This is a genomic window from Burkholderia sp. Bp8994 (assembly GCF_003853805.1).
Classification (GTDB): Bacteria; Pseudomonadota; Gammaproteobacteria; order Burkholderiales; family Burkholderiaceae; genus Burkholderia.
The window spans coordinates 162,440-181,811 of sequence record NZ_QTQH01000008.1; the positions used below are offsets into that span (position 1 = coordinate 162,440).

A 19,372-nucleotide genomic window follows, 5' to 3' on the forward strand; every position below is an offset into this window, starting at 1 on the left:
GGGCGCCCTGCCGGCCGCCTCCCGCTCGCGCGGCTGCCCCGCATGCTGAAGCGATTCGGCAACCCGGACGTCGCGAAGGCCGTCGCGAATCTCGTCTGGCTGGGGCTCGAACGGCTCACGCAGATCGGCGTCGCGATCGCGATCAGCGGTCTTCTGGCCCGTTATTTCGGGCCGGACGTGTTCGGCAAATGGCAGTATGCGAATACGCTTCTCCTCGTACTGGCGCCGCTCACCTGGGTGTGCGGCGCCGAAATCCTGGTTCCGACCATCGTCCAGCGCCCGCCCGCGCAACTCGGCGCGGTGCTCGGCAGCGCCTTCGTGCTGCGCATCGGCGTGTCCGCCGTCGCGCTCGTCGCGACCTGGATCGCGATCGGCGCCGGCGCGTTCGACCCGCTGGTCGGCGCGATGCTCGCGGGCCTCGCGGTCACGATGGTGTTCCGCGAGCCGTTCGTCGGCGTGATCAACGCGTGGCTGCAGAGCCTGACCTACAGCAAGCCGCAGCTCGTGACCAGCATGCTCACCGCGCTGGCGAAGGCGCTGCTCGTCTGGCTGCTGGTCCGCGCGGCCGCCGGCCCTGCCCGCTTCGCGTGGCTGTGGGCGCTGGAGGCCGCCGTGATCGGCTTCGCGCTGCTGCTCTACTTCCGCCATCGTAACGGCGGCGCGCTCGGCTGGACGTTCGACAAACCGCTGTTCAGGCACTTTGCCACCGCCGGCACCGTGTTCTGGCTAGGCCTGATCTGCATGTACCTGTTCCTGAAGCTCGACCGCCTGATGCTCGAGCGTCACGTGTCGTTCGCCGATCTCGGCCGCTACTCGGCGGCCCAGCAGCTCAACGAGAACTGGATCACGCTCGCGCTGATGCTCGCGCAGACCATCGCGCCCGCGTTCGTGTACCGCGTGCAGGACGTCGCGCGGCTGCGCCGCAACATCGTCCGGCTGATCGCGATGACCGCCGGCCTGATGATGGCCGGCGCGCTGGTGCTGGACGCGGCCGCGCCGCTCATCGTCGGCAAGGTGTTCGGCCGCGGTTACGAGGCGTCGGTCGACATCTTCCGCTGGGCGGTCTGGCTGTCCGTGCCGGCCGGCATCGAGGCGATAGGCAATCTTATCGTTCTCAAATATCAAGCAAAATTCGTGTTGCTGGCGAAATGGGTGCTCGCGCTCGCGATCGCCGCGCTCGTCAACGTGTTCGCCATCCCCCGGCTCGGCCTGTACGGCGCGCTCGTCGGGCTGGCGGCCGGCTATCTCGCCGCCGCCGCCGTTAATTTTTATTACATTCGTTTCAAGCTGCGCCCATGACGTCTCCCGATTGCCCGCCCCCGCTCGACGACGTGGCCGTGCTGATGCCGGCCTACAACGGCCACGACGACGTCGTGCGCACCCTCGCGTCGTTTCGCGAGGACGCGCCGGTGCACGTGCTGATCGTCGATGACGGCAGCACGCCGCCGATCGTGGCGCCCGACCTGCCCGGCCTTGCGGTCGAGGTGCTGCGCATGCCGCGCAACGGCGGCATCGAGCGCGCGCTCGAGGCCGGCATCGACGCGCTCGCGGCGCGCGGCTTCCGCTTCGCGGCCCGCATCGACGCCGGCGACCTCGCCGCGCCGCGGCGCCTCGCGAAGCAGCGCGCGTATCTCGATGCGCACCCGCGCGTGGCCTGCGTCGGCATGTGGACCCAGGTCGTGTCGCGTGCCGGCGAGCCGCGCTTCATGCTGACCCCGCCCGCCGACCCGCGCACGCTGCGCCGCACGCGCTTCCTGCGCTCGCCGCTCGTGCATCCGTCGGTCATGCTGCGCATCGACGCCGTGCGCGAAGTCGGCAATTACCGCGCGAAGTATCGCGCGGCCGAGGATCTCGATCTTTTTTTACGGTTAATGCAACGCTACGATTGCGCGAACCTGCCCGAGCTCGGCCTCTACTACGAGCTCAACGAGGGCGGGATCAGCGCGACCAAGCGCCGCCGCCAGCTGATATCGACGCTATCGCTGCTGCTGCGGCACTTCAACGTGCTGAACCCGTACGACTGGGCCGGCCTCGCCAAGAACCTGCTGCATTTCGTGACGCCGTACCGTACGCTGCAGCGGATCAAGCAGACGCTGTTCGCGGCGCGGCCGTCCGCGTAGCCCGCCTCCGGCATTTTCGACGCTTTATTTTTTGCTTTTTTTCATGTCCGCTACCTCCTCGCTGCGCATCGCGCTCGTCTGCAACACGGCCTGGGCGATCTACACGTACCGCCACGGGCTGATCCGTGCGCTCGTCGCCCGCGGCGCCGAGGTCATCGTGATCGCGCCGCACGACCGCACGGTGCCGCTGCTCGAGCAGATGGGCTGCCGCTACGTCGCGCTCGCCGTCGCGTCGAAAGGCACGAGTCCGCGCGAGGATCTCGGCACGCTTGCCGCGCTGGTGCGCCATTACCGCGCGCTCGAGCCCGATCTCGTGTTCCATTACACGATCAAGCCGAACATCTACGGGTCGATCGCCGCGTGGCTCGCGCGCGTGCCGTCGATCGCGGTCACGACCGGCCTCGGCTATGTGTTCATCCAGAAAAGCCGTGCGGCGAGCGTCGCGAAGCGCCTGTACCGGTTCGCGTTCCGCTTTCCGCGTGAAGTCTGGTTCCTGAACCGCGACGATCTCGCGACCTTCACCGACGAGCAGCTGCTCGCGCACCCCGAGCGCGCGCGGCTGCTGCACGGCGAAGGCGTCGATCTCGACCAGTTCGCACCGGTGCCGCTGCCCGCCGGCCGAGGCCCCGTGTTCATCCTGATCGGCCGGCTGCTGTGGGACAAGGGCGTGCGCGAATACGTCGAGGCCGCGCGCGTCGTGCGGGATCGCTACCCGGATGCGCGCTTCCAGCTGCTCGGGCCGCTCGGCGTCGACAATCCGAGTGCGATCGGCCGCGCGGACGTCGACGTGTGGGTCGGCGAAGGTGTCGTCGAGTATCTTGGCGAGGCGCACGACGTGCGCCCGCACATCGCGGCGGCCGACTGCGTCGTGCTGCCGTCGTACCGCGAGGGCGTGCCGCGCACGCTGATGGAAGCGTCCGCGATGGGCCGCCCGATCGTCGCGACCGACGTGCCGGGTTGCCGCGACGTCGTCGCCGACGGCGAAACCGGCTTCCTGTGCCGCGTGCGCGACAGTGCGAGCCTCGCGGAGCAGCTGATCCGCATGATCGAACTCGGGACCGCCGGACGCGACGCGATGGGCGCGTGCGGCCGCCGCAAGGTGAGCGCGGAATTCGACGAGCAGCAAGTCGTCGAACGCTACCGGCAGACCATTCATACATTGACCGGCATCACACTCTGAAGGAGCGCATCAGCATGACCGCTAAAGGCACCATCCTCGTTACCGGCGGTGCGGGCTATATCGGCTCGCATACGGCCGTCGAGCTGCTCGACAACGGCTACGATGTCGTGATCGTCGACAACCTCGTCAACAGCAAGGCCGAGTCCGTCCGGCGCATCGAGCGGATCACCGGCAGGACGCCCGCGTTCCACCAGGTCGACGTGTGCGACGAAGCCGCGCTCGCGAAGGTGTTCGACGCGCATCCGATCACGGGCACGATCCATTTCGCGGCGCTCAAGGCGGTCGGCGAATCGGTCGCGAAGCCGCTCGAGTATTACCAGAACAACCTTGGCGGGTTGCTCTCGGTGCTCAAGATCATGCGCGAGCGCAACGTCCGGCAGTTCGTGTTCAGCTCGTCGGCGACCGTGTACGGCGTGCCGGAGCGCTCGCCGATCGACGAATCGTTCCCGTTGTCGGCCACCAACCCGTACGGCCAGTCGAAGCTGATCGCCGAGCAGGTCCTGCGCGATCTCGAGGTATCGGACCCGTCGTGGCGCATCGCGACGCTGCGCTACTTCAACCCGGTCGGCGCGCATGCGAGCGGGCTGATCGGCGAGGATCCGGCCGGCATCCCGAACAACCTGATGCCGTACGTCGCGCAGGTCGCGGTCGGCAAGCTCGAGAAGCTGCGCGTGTTCGGCTCCGACTACCCGACGCCGGACGGCACCGGCGTGCGCGACTACATCCACGTCGTCGATCTCGCGAAGGGGCACATCGCCGCGCTCGACGCGCTCGCGAAGCGCGATGCGAGCTTCGTCGTGAACCTCGGCACCGGCCAGGGCTACAGCGTGCTGGAAGTCGTGCGCGCGTTCGAGAAGGCGTCGGGCCGCCCGGTGCCGTATGAACTCGTCGCGCGCCGCCCGGGCGACATCGCCGAGTGCTACGCGAATCCGCAGGCCGCGGCCGACCTCATCGGCTGGCGCGCGACGCTCGGGATCGACGAGATGTGCGCCGACCACTGGAAATGGCAGGAGGGGAACCCCCGCGGTTTTGTATAATCCGCTGTCCATTTTTCGAGCGATCCCATGCTCAGCTTCGCGTCCGGCTTCATCGTCTCCCTGCTCGTCACGTTGTTCATCGTGCGCTATGCGCATCTGCACGAGAAATTCTCGGTCGACAGCGACCTGGCCGGCGTGCAGAAATTCCACGTGCGGCCGGTGCCGCGCGTCGGGGGCATCGGGATCCTCGCCGGGGTCGTCATTGCCGCGCTACTCGTGTCGCGGCGCTATCCAACGATCGCCGGCAGCATTCTCGGAATCGTCGCGTGCGGGATGCCGGCGTTCCTGTCGGGCCTCGTCGAGGACCTGACCAAGCGCGTGTCGCCGCGCGCGCGGCTGCTCTGCACGATGGGCGCGGCCGCGCTGGCGTTCTGGCTGCTGGGCATCGCGGTCAAGCGGATCAGCGTGCCGCCGCTCGACTTCCTGCTCGGCTACGTGGCCATTTCGGCGTTCATCACGGTGCTCGCGGTCGCGGCCCTGGCCAACGCGATCAACATCATCGACGGCTTCAACGGCCTCGCGTCGATGGTCAGCTTCATGATGTTCGCGTCGCTTGCGTATGTCGCATTCCACGTCAACGACCCGGTCGTGATGTCGGCGTCGATCATCATGATGGGCGCCGTGCTCGGCTTCTTCCTGTGGAATTTCCCTGCGGGGCTGATCTTCCTCGGCGACGGCGGCGCGTATTTCATCGGCTTCATGCTCGCCGAACTCGCGATCATGCTCGTGATGCGCAATCGCGAAGTGTCGGCGTGGTATCCGGTGCTGCTGTTCATGTATCCGATCTTCGAGACGTGTTTCTCGATCTACCGGAAGAAGTTCATCCGCGGGATGTCGCCGGGGATTCCCGACGGCGTGCATCTTCATATGCTCGTGTACAAGCGGCTGATGCGCTGGGCCGTCGGGACGAAGCATGCGCACGACCTCACGCGGCGCAATTCGCTGACGTCGCCTTATCTTTGGCTGCTGTGCCTCGTTGCGGTGATTCCGGCGACGCTGTTCTGGCGGCACACGGTGCACCTGTTCGTTTTTGTCGTGCTGTTCGCGCTGACGTATGTGTGGCTTTATCTCAGCATCGTCAGGTTCAAGGTGCCGCGGTGGATGGTGGTGAGAAAGGAAAGACGCGGGCAGTGAGTCCAGCACCCAAAACGAAAAAAGCGCCTCGCGGGGCGCTTTTTTCATGCTCGGGGCCAACGTGGGCGGCGTCCGCGAGCGCTCATTCGTTCGATACGGCTCGCGCCATCGGCACGCTCTGCAGCACCGGGGCGACGGTCGTCTGATATTCCGGCACCCAGCGCCGCAGATCCCGCCGCACCTCGTCGTCGCTCAGCACGCGGTGCTGCATCAGCCACGGCAACAACTCGTCGAGCAGATGGTCCGGCACTTCCCGCGCACGTGCAATCCGCAGCTTCGGATGCGGCGTGCGCGTGGTCGTCTCGTCGTCCGCGAGCAGTTCCTCGTAGAGTTTCTCGCCCGGACGCAGCCCCGTGAATTCGATCCGGATCTGCCCTTCCGAGAAGCCGTAGAGACGGATCAGATCGCGCGCGAGATCCACGATCTTGACCGGCTCGCCCATGTCGAGAATGAAGATCTCGCCGCCGTGCCCCATGCTCGACGCCTGCAGCACGAGTTGCGACGCTTCAGGAATCGTCATGAAGAAGCGCGTGATCTCGGGATGCGTGACCGTCACCGGGCCGCCCTTCGCGATCTGCTGCTGGAACTTCGGGATCACGCTGCCGGCGCTGCCGAGCACGTTGCCGAAACGCACCGTCTCGAACTGCGTGCCTTCGCTCGTCTGCTGCAACGCCTGGCACGCCATCTCCGCGAGCCGCTTGCTCGCGCCCATCACATTGGTCGGATTGACGGCCTTGTCGGTCGAAATCAGCACGAAATGGCGCACGTTGTGGCGGATCGCCGAGCGGGCGACGCGATAGGTGCCCAGCACGTTGTTGCGCAGCGCCTGCCACGCGTTGTGCTCCTCCATCAGCGGCACATGCTTGTACGCGGCCGCGTGGAAAACGATATGCGGCGCATAGCGCGACATCACCTGGTCGAGCAGCAGCGAATCCTTCGCGTCGCCGATGATCGGTACGACAGGCTGGTCGGGGAAGCGCTCGCGCAGTTCCTCGGCGAGCCGGTACATCGCATATTCGGAGAGATCGAACGCGACCAGTTGCGCCGGCTTGAAACGTAGGATCTGCCGGCACAGCTCGGAACCGATCGAACCGCCCGCACCGGTTACCATCACGACGCGGCCGCGCAGCAGCGCCTCGACGTGCGGCGTGTCGATCGTGACGGCATCGCGTCCGAGCAAGTCCTCGAGATCGATATTGCGCACCTGCGACAGGAACCCCTGCCCCGGCATCAGCGCGGTCAGCGACGGCAGCACCATCGCCTTCACGCCGGCGCGCACGCACAATGTCGCAACGCGGCGCTGTGTTTCGACGGATGCCGACGGAATCGCGATGATCGCGTATTCGACCTTCATCGCATCGGTCCAGTGCTTCAGGTCGTTGAACGAGCCGAGTACCTTGTAGCCGTAGATCTCGCGCCCCTGCTTGGTCAGATCGTCGTCGAGGAGGCCCACCAGACGCCATTCCCCCGAACGCGACAGTTCGCGCGCGAGGCTCGCGCCGGCCGTGCCGGCGCCGAGCACGAGCACCGGCTTGCCCTGCCCGACGAGCCCGCCGTACAGGTAGAACTCCTTCGTTGCGCGGTACAGCGCACGGGCGCCGCCCATCGCGAGGAACAGCATCAGCGGCGACACGAGCAACACCGAACGCGGGATGATCGGCGACGGCTGGAACATCACGGCGCCGATCATCACGATCACGCCGCCGCCAATCACCGCCTTCGAAATCCGAACCAGATCCGGAAGGCTCGCGAACACCCACAGGCCGCGATACAGGCCGAATACGTGAAACATCAGCGCGTAGACGGGCAGCACCCAGACGAGCGCCGTCAGCGCGCCGCCCATGAAATCGGACGGAACGCTGCCGTTGAATCGGACGAGATAGGCGAACAACCACGCGGCGGTAACCGCCGTCAGGTCAAACAGGAAAGCGCTCAGCGAAAGCCATGATGCTTTGGATCGCAACATCGGCAGGAAACCTCAAGAGTTATTTTCGGCGGCCGACTGAAACCGGCGCCAGCGCATGTCGATTACCAGTCCGATACATGCCAGGACGCCGTACCACGCGAAGAACGACAGCCACTGCTGCAGTTCCGGGCGGCCCTTTGCCCACACGGCGACGATTATGCCTGCGAGCATGATGAGGTACCAATAAAGAGCGGTCCGGCGGTGACCTACGCCCGCCCGGACCATCCTTTGATAATAATGCTCCCGGTGCGCCTGCCAGAACTTTTCGCCACGTAACAGACGTCTCAAAAGTGTTACAGATGCGTCGGCAATAAAGGGCGCGAACACCAGCGCCGGGAACCAGATCGGCCAGACGCCGGCCCGCCAGCCCCAATAGCCGAGTGCACCAGCCAGGAATCCGAGCGGAATCGAACCCGCATCGCCGAGAAACAGCCGGGCCGGATGGAAGTTCAGCAGCAGAAAGCCGAGCGCGGCGCCGGCGACAGCCGAGCCGGCCACGGCCAGATCCGGTGACGGCATCGGGCCGGTCAGCGCCGCGACCGCATATGCGCCGAAGCCGAACAGCGCCATGCCGCCCGCGAGGCCGTCGGCGCCGTCCATGAAGTTGTACAGGTTCGTCAGCCACACCATCGCGAAGCCGATGCCGACCAGCAGCCACCACGGTGCGTCGGCCGGGAACACGGCGATCAGCGCGACGACCGCCGCGAGGTGCGCCGAGAACCGCACGCGGGCGGGCAGCCCGCGCCGGTCGTCGATCTGCGACATCGCGGCGAGTCCGGCGGCGGCGACGGCGATCAGCCACAAGTGCGGCGCCAGCGCGAGCAGCGCAACGACGCAGACCGGTACGATGCCCCATCCGCCGACGCGCGGCGTCGGCAGCGTATGGAGCGAACGGTCGTTCGGAATGTCGGTGGCAAGGCGCCACGCGAGGCCGGTCGCGAGCAGCATGCGCAGGATGGCCGTGGACGCAAGTACGGCGGCGAACGTCACCGCAGCTGCAGTGATCCATGAGGGAGTTGCGAGAAGCATGTGTTTATATTTGGGTACCGCGCGAACGATACCATGTAGCGGTCGCTTCGAGTCCCTGCTGCGTCGTGAACGGAGGTTGCCAGTCCAACGTGCGTTTCACGTGGGCGGTATCGAGCCGCAAGCTACCCGTTAGACGGTCGACAGCAGCATGTCGACCAGTCAGTTTGCCAAGTGCGTGCAACGCCGCAACCGGCACTGGAAACAGCCTCGTCGGCCTGCCGAGCACATCGCCGAGCGCGCGCAATAGCTCCACGATGGAAAGAGCGTCGTCATCGGCGATATGAAAGCACTCACCGGCAGCGCGTGGATCGCTTGCGCATCGAAGCAGGCTGTCGGCCAGATTTTCGACATACACGAGACTGCGGCGAGCGGTGACGCTCGCCAGCGGAAGCGGAATCGCCATGTCGACCGCTTTCATCAGCCCCAGAAAATTGGCGCCGACGCCTGGGCCATAGACGAGGGGCGGTCGCACAACGACGACTTCAAGACCTTGCGTTTGCCCGAATTCCCGGATCGCCAGTTCGGCCTCGAGTTTTGACATGCCATACGGATCTGTCGGCATCGCCTCGTCGTCCTCGCGCCACGGCCGTCCCGGCTCCCCCTCTCCCAGCGCCTTGATACTGCTTACCAATACCAAGCGGCGAGCACCAGCTCGCAATGCCGCCCTTGCGACGTTCAAGGACCCTTCGACATTTACCGCCCTGAAGGCAGCAAGCGGGTTCGCAACTCGATCCCGCATAACATGGACGCGGGCGGCTAGGTGAATAACGGCATCGCAACGGTCGAGCCCAGCGAAACCATTCGCAACACCGGCAAAGTTGTCGTCGCCAATCACGCACTCATGAACGTAGGACTCGCACACACCGGGCCGACGCACCAGCCCGATCACGTGATTGCCTTGTGCGTTGGCACGTAAACTGACGGCGCGACCCACGAATCCGTTTGCACCGCTGATCGCAATTCGCATCACGCATACCTTCCAATGAACGGCACGACTGCATGTCGCGCTGTTGCAGTATTCACGCCGCCACCGAACGGTACACGTCGCACGTTTTCTCGACCGTTGCGGACCACGTAAAGTCGGCTGCCCGGCGCAAGCCTTTCGCAACCAGTTCGCCACGCAGTGACTCATTGTCCAGCGTGCGTTCAAGGCCATCCGCGATCGCGTCAACAGCATACGGATCGACCTCCCATGCCGCTCCTCCAGCCACCTCGGGTAACGAGGTGACGTTCGAGGTCAGCACGGGCACGCCGCTCGCCATCGCTTCCGCCACCGGCAGACCAAATCCCTCGTAAAGCGAAGGGTACGCAAATACCGCCGCGGATGCGAACAACTGCACGAGATCGTTGCGGGACACATATCCGGGTGCGATCAATTGACCGCGCATGGCCAACGGTTCGATTTCCCGCATCAGCTCCGAATTCATCCAACCCTCGGCGCCGATCAACACGAGGGGAAACGCCTGGCGGACCGCAACCGGCAAGCGCGAGAACGCCTCCACGAGACGGCGCAGGTTCTTCCGGGGCTGAAGTGTGCATACCGATAGTACGAAGCCCTGGTAGCGCAATCCAGAACGCGATAGCACCGACTCGCATTCTTCCTCGCCCCGAGGCCTAAAACAGGGCTCCACGCCAAGATGGATCGCGATCACCTTGTCGTCCGGCAGACCGTAGATCTCATGAATGGCCTGCTTCGTGTAGTGGCTCACTGCAATCACGGCCCGCGCCTGCTCCAGAGTCCGAGGTAGTCCATCGTCTACGTATTTAACGGCGGCTTTGGGATGAAATTCCGGATGGCGACGATGCGATAGATCATGAATCGTAACGACGGTCGGTCCGCGATAGCGGGACGCGATGAAATTTGTCTCATGATAGATATAACCGCGAGCTGCAAACTCATCGCGCGGCCGCGCCGAAGCAAACCCTCTGAGCAATGTGCGGGCCTCATAGACTCCTGGAACATTCCGCGCCGCACGAACTGCTGACGCTACCGGCCCGCGGGTCAGCCGAGCCGCCTTTTTCAGCGCGGATTGATCGCACATCAATTCGTTAAGGCTGTCGTCCTCGTATACTTTCGGACCGATCCATCCTGCCAGAGCTTCGATATCCCGTTGCGTTCGCAGTCCTTCCAGCAAATGCTGGGTGTAGTAACCGACACCGCTTCTCGGAGGTCGCAGCGAATTCAGATCAAAAACGAGCTTCATGCGGTCCACTAACGACTGATTGGAGACTGTTTGAGGTTTGCCAGAGGCGGCAGTTAAACATCGATCGCTGCGCGCTTTTGCTTCGATTGCGAGATCCTCGTCGTGCAGCACCCGCAACGAATCGTGCCGAGTGGGAACGAAACCCACGGAATACGGATGTCATGTGAAGCAATAGCAGCCACGGACGGGGGCAATAGCTTAACACTCCGCCTGTCATGAAAGCGTGCCCGACAATCACCTTGCGCACCTCACCACTGCGACGTACTGCACGACGCCGCCCCAGTTCCTCCGACACGGACAGCGCGCTGACGTGCGGCGCGGGTTCAGGCTCGAAAAGGGCGCGATTATGTCGCCAAATGTAGTCAATGATGGTGCGAGCCCGTGCATCCCGGGTCGATGCCAACCCAGAAGCCGCCGAAGCAGTCCGGTGCAGCCCCGGTGGGGCTGGTACAGGACTCGCCCCCGTCGGCGAACCACAAAAAGTTTGTAACCTAATGCGTCGGATGGGGCGGGAGCTAGCGGAATCTCGGCTACAATCGTCCATTGCACCATAGATTCCTGCCGCTTAAGTTCACATGAGCATTGTTCCCATCATCATCTGCGGTGGCGCGGGCACCCGCCTTTGGCCGGTATCGCGCGAAGCGTTTCCGAAACCCCTGCTCAAGCTGGCGGACGGTCAATCATTACTGCAAAAGACTTACCTTCGCGCGTGCGGCATTCCAGGCGTCGAGGAAATCGTCTTCGTCACGAATCGCGATACATACTTCCTGACCAAGGACGAATGCACTGAAATTCGCCACGACGGTGTGAAGATGGGGTTCGTACTCGAACCGGTTTCGCGCAATACCGCGGCAGCGATCGAAGCCGCTGCGCTGGTCGTGCGTGAGCGCCATGGTCCGGAAGCGGTCATGCTCGTCATGCCGGCGGACCATTTGATCAACGATCTCGCAGCGTTCAATGCGGCAGTCCAGAAGGCATCGGACGCAGCCAATGCCGGCAAGGTGGTGGCGTTCGGCGTGAAGCCGACCCGCGCTGAAACGGGCTTCGGCTATATCCAGTACGACCGCGGCACGCGTGAAGAAACTGACGCTTGCGACATCGTCAGCTTCGTCGAGAAACCGAACGCCGAAGTGGCTGCAAAGCTTGCGACTGACGGTCAGCATGCGTGGAATGCGGGCATTTTCTGTTTCGCCGCCCAGACGATGCTCGACGAAATGGAAACGCTGGCGATCGACGTTGCCGAGCCGGTCAAGCAAGCCGTTCCCGACGGAAGCTGGACCTCGATCGGCGAGGATTACGTCGTGGAACTCACGCGCACAGCATTCGAAACGGCAAAGGACATCTCGATCGACTACGCCGTGATGGAGCGCACGAAGAAGGCGGCAGTCGTGCCGTGCGACATCGGCTGGAGCGACATCGGCTCCTGGCTCGCCATCAGCGACCTGACCCAGCCCGACGATCAAGGCAACCGGATTGAAGGTGCCGCCCTTCTGCACGATACGTCGAACTGCTATTTCCGTTCCGAAGACCGGATGATCGGTGCCGTGGGTGTCGAGGATCTCGTGGTCGTGGACACGCCCGACGCACTGTTGATCGCCCGGCGCGACCGCGCGCAGGACGTCAAGCAAATCGTCGCGCAGTTGAAGCAATCGAATCACGACGCGTATCGAATCCATCGGACAGTTCATCGTCCGTGGGGCACTTATACGGTGCTCGAAGAAGGTGATCGCTTCAAGATGAAGCGCATCGTCGTCAAGCCCGGGGCGTCGTTGTCGTTGCAGATGCACCATCATCGCAGCGAACACTGGATCGTCGTGCGCGGATGTGCAGACGTCGTCAACGGTGAACGCGTCATTTCGCTACAACCGAACGAGTCGACATACATTCCCGCTGGGCACAAACATCGGCTGATCAATCCGGGTGTCGTCGACCTCGTACTCATTGAAGTGCAGTGCGGAGAATATCTCGGGGAAGACGATATCGTCCGCTTCGAGGACGTCTACGGACGGGCGCCTGCAACCTGACGCCAAGCGGCGCAATACTCAAGGGGGCGATACGATATCGCCCCCCTGCCGTTTGCGCTCCTTTGGTGACCTGAAGCGATATGCACGTTTTACATTTCTACAAGACCTACCGCCCGGACTCGATGGGAGGGGTAGAAGAACTAATCGGCCAGGTATGCTCGGGCGCTAGCAAGCATGGAATCACCAGTGAAGTCCTGACCGTTAGCACGGACACGACTTCCGTCGACTTTGGCGACCATGTTCACCATCGAGCCAAGGTGAACGTCCAGATTGCGTCCTCTCCATTCTCGATTGCGGCATTCCAGCGCTTTGCCGAACTTGCCCGACGGGCCGATGTCATCCATTACCACTTTCCGTGGCCCTTCATGGATGTCGTCCATTTCGCCACGCGTTGTCGGAAGCCGTCTGTCGTCACGTACCATGCCGACATCACGCGGCAGAAGGTTCTGCTTCAGGCTTACAAGCCACTGCAGCGCCTCTTTCTGCGCGACGTCGATCGAATCGTGGCGACATCGCCAAACTACCTCGAGACAAGCCCCGTATTGCGTCAATTCAAGGACAAGGTTGACGTCATTCCGATCGGTCTCGATGAAACTCGCTACCCTACGGTCGACCCAGAGCGAGTCGCCTATTGGCACAACCGGGTAGGTTCAAAATTCTTCCTGTTCGTCGGCAATTTGCGCTACTACAAAGGCCTGCACATCCTGTTGGATGCGCTCGTCAGTACGTCGATGAAGGTGGTAATCGTCGGAGCCGGGCCAGTCGAGAGCGAGCTCAAGGCCCAAGCCGCACGCCTCGGGCTGGGTGACCGCGCGATATTCGTCGGCGCGGTGCCCGACGAAGACAAGGTTGCCCTTCTGAGTATGTGCCACGGGCTCACGTTTCCGTCGCACCTCCGCGCCGAGGCATTCGGCATCTCGCTAGTCGAAGGAGCAATGTTCGGCAAAGCGTTGGTTTCCACCGAGATTGGCACGGGTACCTCGTATGTGAATGTCGCGGGCAAGACGGGACTGGTTGTTCCCCCGAACGATCCCGCCGCCCTGCGCGCTGCAATGACCACCCTGTGGAACGATTCCGACCTGGCTGCAACACTTGGTAAACATGCACGCCAGCGATTCGAGCAAAATCTAACCGCCGGACAGATGATCGATCGCTACGTCGATCTTTACCATCAATTGTCCCGGTAAGGGTGCGACGGCGACGGCGGAGACACCAGCGCGGCCGAATCGCCTCAGGCCAATCAATTCCCTTGCAAGCAAACGATGTCGCAGCGCATTGATAAAACAACGCTCCTGAGCCGGCTGGAACAAGCCGGCATACACAGAACCTTTACGATCGCATTTACCCCTCGCTGCGGCAGTACCGTCTTGTCCAATGCATTGACCGGCGCCGGCATTGGACGACCGACCGAGTACTTCCAGTATCCCTACTCCGAACAGTCTCCATTTGGTGTAACACCTGGGGAACGCTTCGAAGAAAATTTTGAAACGCTGGTGCTCGATCGAAGTGCCAATGGTATTTTCGGTTCAAAGATCATGCACGATCATCGTGCGCACCTCGATGACTGGTTGGCAAGCAGCGTTGACGGCTACGCAACGCTGGACGACATCCTGCCCAACCATCGCTGGGTTTATATCCGGCGAGAAAATTCGATCAAGCAAGCCGTATCCCTCTACATTGCGGACGAAACCGGTGTATGGCACATGCCGGCAGGCAGTGATTCAGGCACATCTCCGCCGGAAGTTCGATACGACTTCTTCGCGATCCTGACGAAGCTGATGATGCTTTTATCACATGAAGCTAACTGGGACGCGTATTTCGACAAGACCGGCATCCAACCGCTGCGGATGACGTACGAATCACTAATAGCTTCGCCGTCCAAGTTCCTTACGGCGATGGCCGATCATCTCAACGCTCCCGCGCACGAGATAACCAGCGCCCATTTGAGCCGCAGCGGAGGCCTGGATAAAATATCCGACCGAATGAGCGACGTTTATCGAGATATTCGTGAGCGCTTTACTAGAGATTTTCTCAACATCGGACGGCGTGATAATCGTGCAATGCTCGGCGCCGGCCTAGAGCGCTGGGTCGATTTCTTCGGCAACCAACGATGGCGAACCGAGGATCCCAAATAAGCGAGATATCTGCCGACACGCAGGTACCCTGCAATCAACACAATAGCTACCTGAGTTCATCCTCCTGCGCCCCTGATCATCGAGCGCATTCGGTCTTCGCGCGGCTCAGCAAGAAAGAGCTGCCGCCACGAATTGACGGCCCTGAACTCCACGAAACGATACGTCATCGCGGAAAGAAATACCGTCGCCCTAATGAAGCAGGCGATGCGTATCGCCCCCCGCCCCGCCGAGATCGATCTGCAACGCGCGCAGTACGGGCAGATGCCAGAGATAGACGCTATAGCATCCCATGCCGAACACCTGCAACACACGGGAACGCAATAACCTTGCGAGCAGCGACCCGTCGCTCAGCGCAGTGACGATAAACAACGCCGACGCGATATCGAGCACGTTGTTCAGGACGGCCGTCCATTCCGCCGGAATCCGTTTGTCGAAGTCACCCGGTAAAACCGCAAGTTGCCACAACCAGCAACGCCGTCGCAACAAGAGGCAGAACGCGGCGACCATTGTCCGATCACATAAGAGCGCGCAAGCCACATGCCGATAACGAACTCATCGAGTCGGCCAATGAGAAGTGCGTCGATGATCCAGTCCGGTCCGAAGAATACCGGGTAGTAAATTCTCCGGAGCAGCCTGACGCACAATGAGAAAACAATTGCAAAGCCAAGCAGTCGCGTCAAGCCGATCCGCTCTGCAATCGCGACCAGGAGTGGAAATATCAGGCTGAACAGCACTTCCGTTCCGATGGACCGGAGCGCCCAATTCGAAGATGGCGAGTACGTATCCGGAAAAAGCGGGAACGTAAAGGTCAGGCACCGGACGATCTCACGGATCGCCCGTTCATTTGCATTGACGAATTGTCCGCTCAGAGCGAACGTCGCCACCACGACCAGAATACATTGGCATCAGGCGAAGGAAGCGATGCCTGTAGAACTGAGCAACATCTTCGCGCCCGGTGAAGCTCCGTTTACCGGCTGCATACGGCAAATAGAGCACGAAACCCGAAAGGATGAAGAATAGGTTCACGCCCATCCAACCATTCCATAGTACCAGCTCAGTAGGCGTACCCCAAAGGCGCGGCGGCGTCGGCACAAGCACAAAACTCAAGCGATGCCAGACAACCGCAAGAATGGCGATTCCGCGCAGCCCATTGATCTCAGCAAGGCGGGGGATTCGAACTCCGTGCTCCGGAACAGTGGCCATGATTTCCGTCGATCGCCCTTTACCGCCACGTCACGCGTATCGCAAATATCTGCGATACGCGTGACGCACGACCCAAATTTGCCGACTCGAACCTATTACAACAACTTCAACATCAGCGATTCGAAGCCCGGTAGTACGCGCAAGTTGCCATATCCGCTAATGTGGTCTCCGTCGAAGAACAGGGGTCTTCTGCCGTCATATGCTGAACACGCCTTATCCGAACACAGCATCGGCAGCGGATCCCAAGTATATACATTCGGCACCTTCGCTTCCATCTGCTCATACGATTTCAGAATCGGAGCTCGCATTTCATCGATTTCACTACGACTGATCAACGGACCGCGCTCACAAATCGGATTGTGCCGATTGAACCAATCCGAGCAACGATATGGAACCATACGGAAAATCGGCTTTGGCGCTTCCAGCACAACTTTGCCACCACGCTTCTCTATATCCTGCAGTATCGGAATGGCCTCTTCGACTGATCGAGTTCGGCCTTTGACTGCCTCGTCACCAAACAACTGATTGCGCGCAGTCTCATCGCCAAAATAAGCCCATTGATCGATCATTCGGGGCAAACGCAATGAGGGCAGGAAAACCACGTCACCAGGCTGCAGCTTCGCCAGCATATCCTTCAACGCCGAATCGCCGTACTGATGGCAGACCGGGTTTCCGTCCTCGCGCCACGGCTGCAAACTAAGAAACGGACAACCGGCATTGTTGTAAGCGTAAACCGTTACACCTGTTTGCACCACGAATTGCTTGAACATTCCCGAATAGGCCATCGCATGAGAGTCGCCGATTACGAAGACCCGATGCGAACTCCTCGCCGGCAGATCGCAGTTTTTACGCGAATAGACCCAGAGCTGCCCGCCTTGCACGTCCTGAGGCGCGACGTCGGTATGACAACCGGGGAAAGCGGGACTCGTGTCGGTTCCATACGGATACCAATCGTCTCCGTGTCTAGTCACGGTGCTCAAGGAAAACTTAGGTTGAGCTTCAGCCATCATTGACGACAGCCCCGCGCCACCAATCATCAGGCAAAGTCCACATCCCACGATGACGAGGCGGGGAATTCGGGCTGCCGACAATCCATGTCGGAACGGTTCCTCAATGAATCGGTATGACGCCATCGCCAACGCGAACGTCAGCACAATGGCGCAAACAATCGCGAGCGGCGACTCAAGCCCCGCCGTCCAGCGCAACACCACGTAAACTGGCCAGTGCCACAAATAGAGCGAATAGGAAATTCGCCCCACAAAACGAGCCGGACCACTTTCAAGTACCGTCGAGATGAAACCCGCATGCTCGCGACGATACAAAAATCCCAGCAGGCCGACCGTGCCGATTACTGGAACGATCGCGCCTGGAAACGGATAATGATCTGACTTCGAAATCACGAGTCCGGCCATCACCGTCGCTAATGAGATCCATGCCCCTATCTTGACGCCCGCGGTAGCAGGCGCTCGAGTCGATTCATTCGTGATGAACCCGGAGAGCGCGAAACATTGGTACAGCAAAACGCCAGCGGCCAGCTCCCAGAATCGACCGAAAATGAAATAGAACGCTTGCGTTTGATTCGCCTGCCCGAGCCAGTGCCCCCACACGAATGACGCACCGAACGCCGCAGCAATCAGAATGACCGACAGATGTCGCCAGTTCTTTCGGGCGAGCCAAGCCCAGAACAAAAACGGAAAGGCCAGATAGAACTGCTCCTCAACGCCAAGCGACCAAGTGTGCGTGTATGGGTTGAATTCAGCGGTCGGAGAAAAATAGTCGTTGCCGACCGAGCCCAAAATGAAGTTACTCAGGCCGAAGAATGCATAGAGACCGGTCTTTTGGCTCTTATCACTCAGATACGACGACGGGATGAACAATGCGGAAACGAGTCCCGTTACCAGCAACACGACGATCAGTGCAGGCAAAATTCGCCGCATCCGCCGTGCATAGAACAACAGCAGAAATCGCCCGATCGAGATCGAACCGAGATTCGCGACCGAGGAACTGACGACGAATCCGGAGATCACGAAAAAGATATCGACCCCGGAAAATCCACCAGGAAGCCAATGGGCGTTCAGGTGGAAAAGCATGACGGACAATACCGCCAATGCACGTAGGCCGTCGATATATGGAAAATAGGCTGTCTTCGCACTCGCCATTGCTAGTTATCTTAAAAATTGGACGCCTTTATCACTGCCCGAGCGGCATCCCACACAGGCAGGCCGCCTTGAATTATTGGATCTTGCTTACGAGATTGACGAAATTCCTTGCTACCCTGCTCGGCGAAAACTGCTCAGCATACCGGGTCGCATGTCTGACAAACGTCTCATAACTCTCGCCACCCTGACCGCGCCATGCAGCCGACGTGACTTTCTCCACTGCTTGAGCAAGCTCTGCGGAAAGACTGTTAATGCAGCCCGTGTCGACGAGTCGACCGAAGCCGTTCGTCACCGACGGTACGTTGGAGTTGTCGTAGGCGATGACATAGCATCCGTTGGAGATCGCCTCGACAATCGGTACTCCGAATCCTTCGTGATAGGTCGGCAAGACGAACAAATCGGCATCCTGCAGGATCTCGTGCTTCTGCTCTTCCGAAGCGTTGCCATGAATGTTAACGTCGACGCGTCGGCCATACTGTCGCACCAGCGCGGCAATGATCGTCTCGATCTGCGCCAGAAGTTCAGGATCCGAAAACAACAGATTGCCGACCATATCGACTTTGAGTCCGCATGTCGGGTTCGATGCCAATACGTTGCTGAGCGCCATCAGCAACTCATGCGGCCCTTTCGACTTCACGAACCTGCCGATGAACGCGATGCGTACGATGTTATCCACAACGCTCGGCTTTCTCGATGGAGGGTGCGACATCGAGTGAATTGCAAGTGGCAACACCGTGGCAGGCGTGTTGATACCAGCCTTGCGGAGCACCTCGAGATTCGTATCGCTCACGCAGATGACGTGATCGGCCCACGCAATATTCGACATCTGCGAAAAGGACTGGTCGATCAGTGCACGACTTTCCGGTTTGACGAACTCCCGCGGCGTGACATTATGAAACACCACCAGACGTCGTGCGTTCGCCGGAACGATCGACAACAGATCGAACAGCGGATAGTAGATGCCGAAGTGAAAGATGACGACATCACTCGCCAGAAAATGCGGATCGAACGCAATATCCCTGACGTCAGACACCACCGTCGACGGAATGTCTTCATACTCGCATGCGTACGCGTACAAGCGAACGTCGTCGACACCGCTCTTGCGCAAAGCGCGTACTTCGTCACGGATGCTGTTGGAAATTGCGTCGTTCTTCACGCAAATTCCGTTCACGTATGAGACT

16 protein-coding genes are annotated in these 19,372 nt (G+C 61.1%); 8 read left to right on the plus strand and 8 right to left on the minus strand.

Annotated features, from left to right (window positions below; translation table 11 throughout):
- Positions 1-42: 42 nt before the first annotated feature.
- The 5 genes from DIE04_RS10745 to DIE04_RS10765 are packed head-to-tail and all read left to right on the plus strand — an operon-like array spanning position 43 to position 5,471.
- Positions 43-1,299, plus strand: a complete 1,257-nt coding sequence (locus tag DIE04_RS10745; RefSeq protein WP_124523345.1) for an oligosaccharide flippase family protein — start codon at positions 43-45, stop codon at positions 1,297-1,299.
- Entirely contained in the window at positions 1,296-2,120 is an 825-nt protein-coding gene (locus DIE04_RS10750) for a glycosyltransferase (protein WP_044846274.1), read from the plus strand. The genes DIE04_RS10745 and DIE04_RS10750 overlap by 4 nt, the downstream gene beginning before the upstream one ends.
- A gap of 43 nt (positions 2,121-2,163) precedes the next feature.
- A complete protein-coding gene (locus tag DIE04_RS10755) occupies positions 2,164-3,300 on the plus strand; it encodes a glycosyltransferase family 4 protein (protein ID WP_124523347.1) in 1,137 nt (378 codons plus the stop codon).
- A gap of 14 nt (positions 3,301-3,314) precedes the next feature.
- Positions 3,315-4,337 (plus strand): UDP-glucose 4-epimerase GalE, encoded by a 1,023-nt coding sequence (gene galE, locus DIE04_RS10760; protein ID WP_044846276.1) that lies wholly within the window; start codon positions 3,315-3,317, stop codon positions 4,335-4,337.
- 27 nt (positions 4,338-4,364) lie between these two features.
- Entirely contained in the window at positions 4,365-5,471 is a 1,107-nt protein-coding gene (locus tag DIE04_RS10765) for a glycosyltransferase (RefSeq protein WP_044846277.1), read from the plus strand.
- 82 nt (positions 5,472-5,553) lie between these two features.
- Here DIE04_RS10765 and DIE04_RS10770 read toward each other — a convergent pair whose 3' ends face one another.
- The 4 genes from DIE04_RS10770 to DIE04_RS10785 are packed head-to-tail and all read right to left on the minus strand — an operon-like array spanning position 5,554 to position 10,781.
- Positions 5,554-7,437: a nucleoside-diphosphate sugar epimerase/dehydratase gene (locus DIE04_RS10770; protein WP_124572998.1), complete on the minus strand. Its 1,884-nt coding sequence runs from the start codon at positions 7,435-7,437 to the stop codon at positions 5,554-5,556.
- 12 nt (positions 7,438-7,449) lie between these two features.
- Positions 7,450-8,466: a glycosyltransferase family 4 protein gene (locus DIE04_RS10775; RefSeq protein WP_124573000.1), complete on the minus strand. Its 1,017-nt coding sequence runs from the start codon at positions 8,464-8,466 to the stop codon at positions 7,450-7,452.
- Positions 8,467-8,470: 4 nt separating this feature from the next.
- Entirely contained in the window at positions 8,471-9,436 is a 966-nt protein-coding gene (locus DIE04_RS10780) for an NAD-dependent epimerase/dehydratase family protein (RefSeq protein ID WP_124573002.1), read from the minus strand.
- A 49-nt stretch (positions 9,437-9,485) separates the two neighbouring features.
- Complete coding sequence (locus DIE04_RS10785) at positions 9,486-10,781, minus strand: glycosyltransferase family 1 protein (protein WP_124573004.1); 1,296 nt, start codon at positions 10,779-10,781, stop codon at positions 9,486-9,488.
- A 464-nt stretch (positions 10,782-11,245) separates the two neighbouring features.
- Between DIE04_RS10785 and DIE04_RS10790 the strand changes: the two genes are divergently transcribed.
- The 3 genes from DIE04_RS10790 to DIE04_RS10800 all read left to right on the plus strand — a co-directional run bounded on the left by DIE04_RS10790 (position 11,246) and on the right by DIE04_RS10800 (position 14,829).
- On the plus strand, positions 11,246-12,694 hold the full coding sequence (locus DIE04_RS10790) for a mannose-1-phosphate guanylyltransferase/mannose-6-phosphate isomerase (protein ID WP_124529045.1): 1,449 nt from the start codon (positions 11,246-11,248) through the stop codon (positions 12,692-12,694).
- A 122-nt stretch (positions 12,695-12,816) separates the two neighbouring features.
- Positions 12,817-13,881, plus strand: coding sequence for a glycosyltransferase (locus DIE04_RS10795; protein ID WP_311766326.1), 1,065 nt, complete (start codon positions 12,817-12,819; stop codon positions 13,879-13,881).
- 75 nt (positions 13,882-13,956) lie between these two features.
- Positions 13,957-14,829 (plus strand): Stf0 family sulfotransferase, encoded by an 873-nt coding sequence (locus DIE04_RS10800; protein WP_124573006.1) that lies wholly within the window; start codon positions 13,957-13,959, stop codon positions 14,827-14,829.
- 189 nt (positions 14,830-15,018) lie between these two features.
- Here DIE04_RS10800 and DIE04_RS10805 read toward each other — a convergent pair whose 3' ends face one another.
- From DIE04_RS10805 to DIE04_RS10820, 4 genes are all read right to left on the minus strand, one after another.
- A complete protein-coding gene (locus DIE04_RS10805; protein ID WP_124573008.1) occupies positions 15,019-15,336 on the minus strand; it encodes a hypothetical protein in 318 nt (105 codons plus the stop codon).
- Between the two features lie 333 nt (positions 15,337-15,669).
- A complete protein-coding gene (locus DIE04_RS10810) occupies positions 15,670-16,032 on the minus strand; it encodes an acyltransferase (protein WP_124573010.1) in 363 nt (120 codons plus the stop codon).
- A gap of 95 nt (positions 16,033-16,127) precedes the next feature.
- The gene (locus tag DIE04_RS10815; RefSeq protein ID WP_124529035.1) at positions 16,128-18,191 is read right to left on the minus strand and encodes an acyltransferase family protein; all 2,064 of its coding nucleotides are present in this window, start codon (positions 18,189-18,191) and stop codon (positions 16,128-16,130) included.
- 73 nt (positions 18,192-18,264) lie between these two features.
- On the minus strand, positions 18,265-19,347 hold the full coding sequence (locus DIE04_RS10820) for a glycosyltransferase family 4 protein (protein ID WP_185500340.1): 1,083 nt from the start codon (positions 19,345-19,347) through the stop codon (positions 18,265-18,267).
- Positions 19,348-19,372 lie beyond the last annotated feature (25 nt).

Bases quoted from the DNA above. Each gene is read 5' to 3' on its own strand.
- DIE04_RS10745 (WP_124523345.1), top strand. From the start codon at position 43: ATGCTGAAGCGATTCGGCAACCCGGACGTCGCGAAGGCCGTCGCGAAT.
- DIE04_RS10750 (WP_044846274.1), top strand. From the start codon at position 1,296: ATGACGTCTCCCGATTGCCCGCCCCCGCTCGACGACGTGGCCGTGCTG.
- DIE04_RS10755 (WP_124523347.1), top strand. From the start codon at position 2,164: ATGTCCGCTACCTCCTCGCTGCGCATCGCGCTCGTCTGCAACACGGCC.
- galE (WP_044846276.1), top strand. From the start codon at position 3,315: ATGACCGCTAAAGGCACCATCCTCGTTACCGGCGGTGCGGGCTATATC.
- DIE04_RS10765 (WP_044846277.1), top strand. From the start codon at position 4,365: ATGCTCAGCTTCGCGTCCGGCTTCATCGTCTCCCTGCTCGTCACGTTG.
- DIE04_RS10770 (WP_124572998.1), bottom strand. From the start codon at position 7,437: ATGTTGCGATCCAAAGCATCATGGCTTTCGCTGAGCGCTTTCCTGTTT.
- DIE04_RS10775 (WP_124573000.1), bottom strand. From the start codon at position 8,466: ATGCTTCTCGCAACTCCCTCATGGATCACTGCAGCTGCGGTGACGTTC.
- DIE04_RS10790 (WP_124529045.1), top strand. From the start codon at position 11,246: ATGAGCATTGTTCCCATCATCATCTGCGGTGGCGCGGGCACCCGCCTT.
- DIE04_RS10795 (WP_311766326.1), top strand. From the start codon at position 12,817: ATGGGAGGGGTAGAAGAACTAATCGGCCAGGTATGCTCGGGCGCTAGC.
- DIE04_RS10800 (WP_124573006.1), top strand. From the start codon at position 13,957: ATGTCGCAGCGCATTGATAAAACAACGCTCCTGAGCCGGCTGGAACAA.
- DIE04_RS10805 (WP_124573008.1), bottom strand. From the start codon at position 15,336: ATGGTCGCCGCGTTCTGCCTCTTGTTGCGACGGCGTTGCTGGTTGTGG.
- DIE04_RS10810 (WP_124573010.1), bottom strand. From the start codon at position 16,032: ATGGCCACTGTTCCGGAGCACGGAGTTCGAATCCCCCGCCTTGCTGAG.
- DIE04_RS10815 (WP_124529035.1), bottom strand. From the start codon at position 18,191: ATGGCGAGTGCGAAGACAGCCTATTTTCCATATATCGACGGCCTACGT.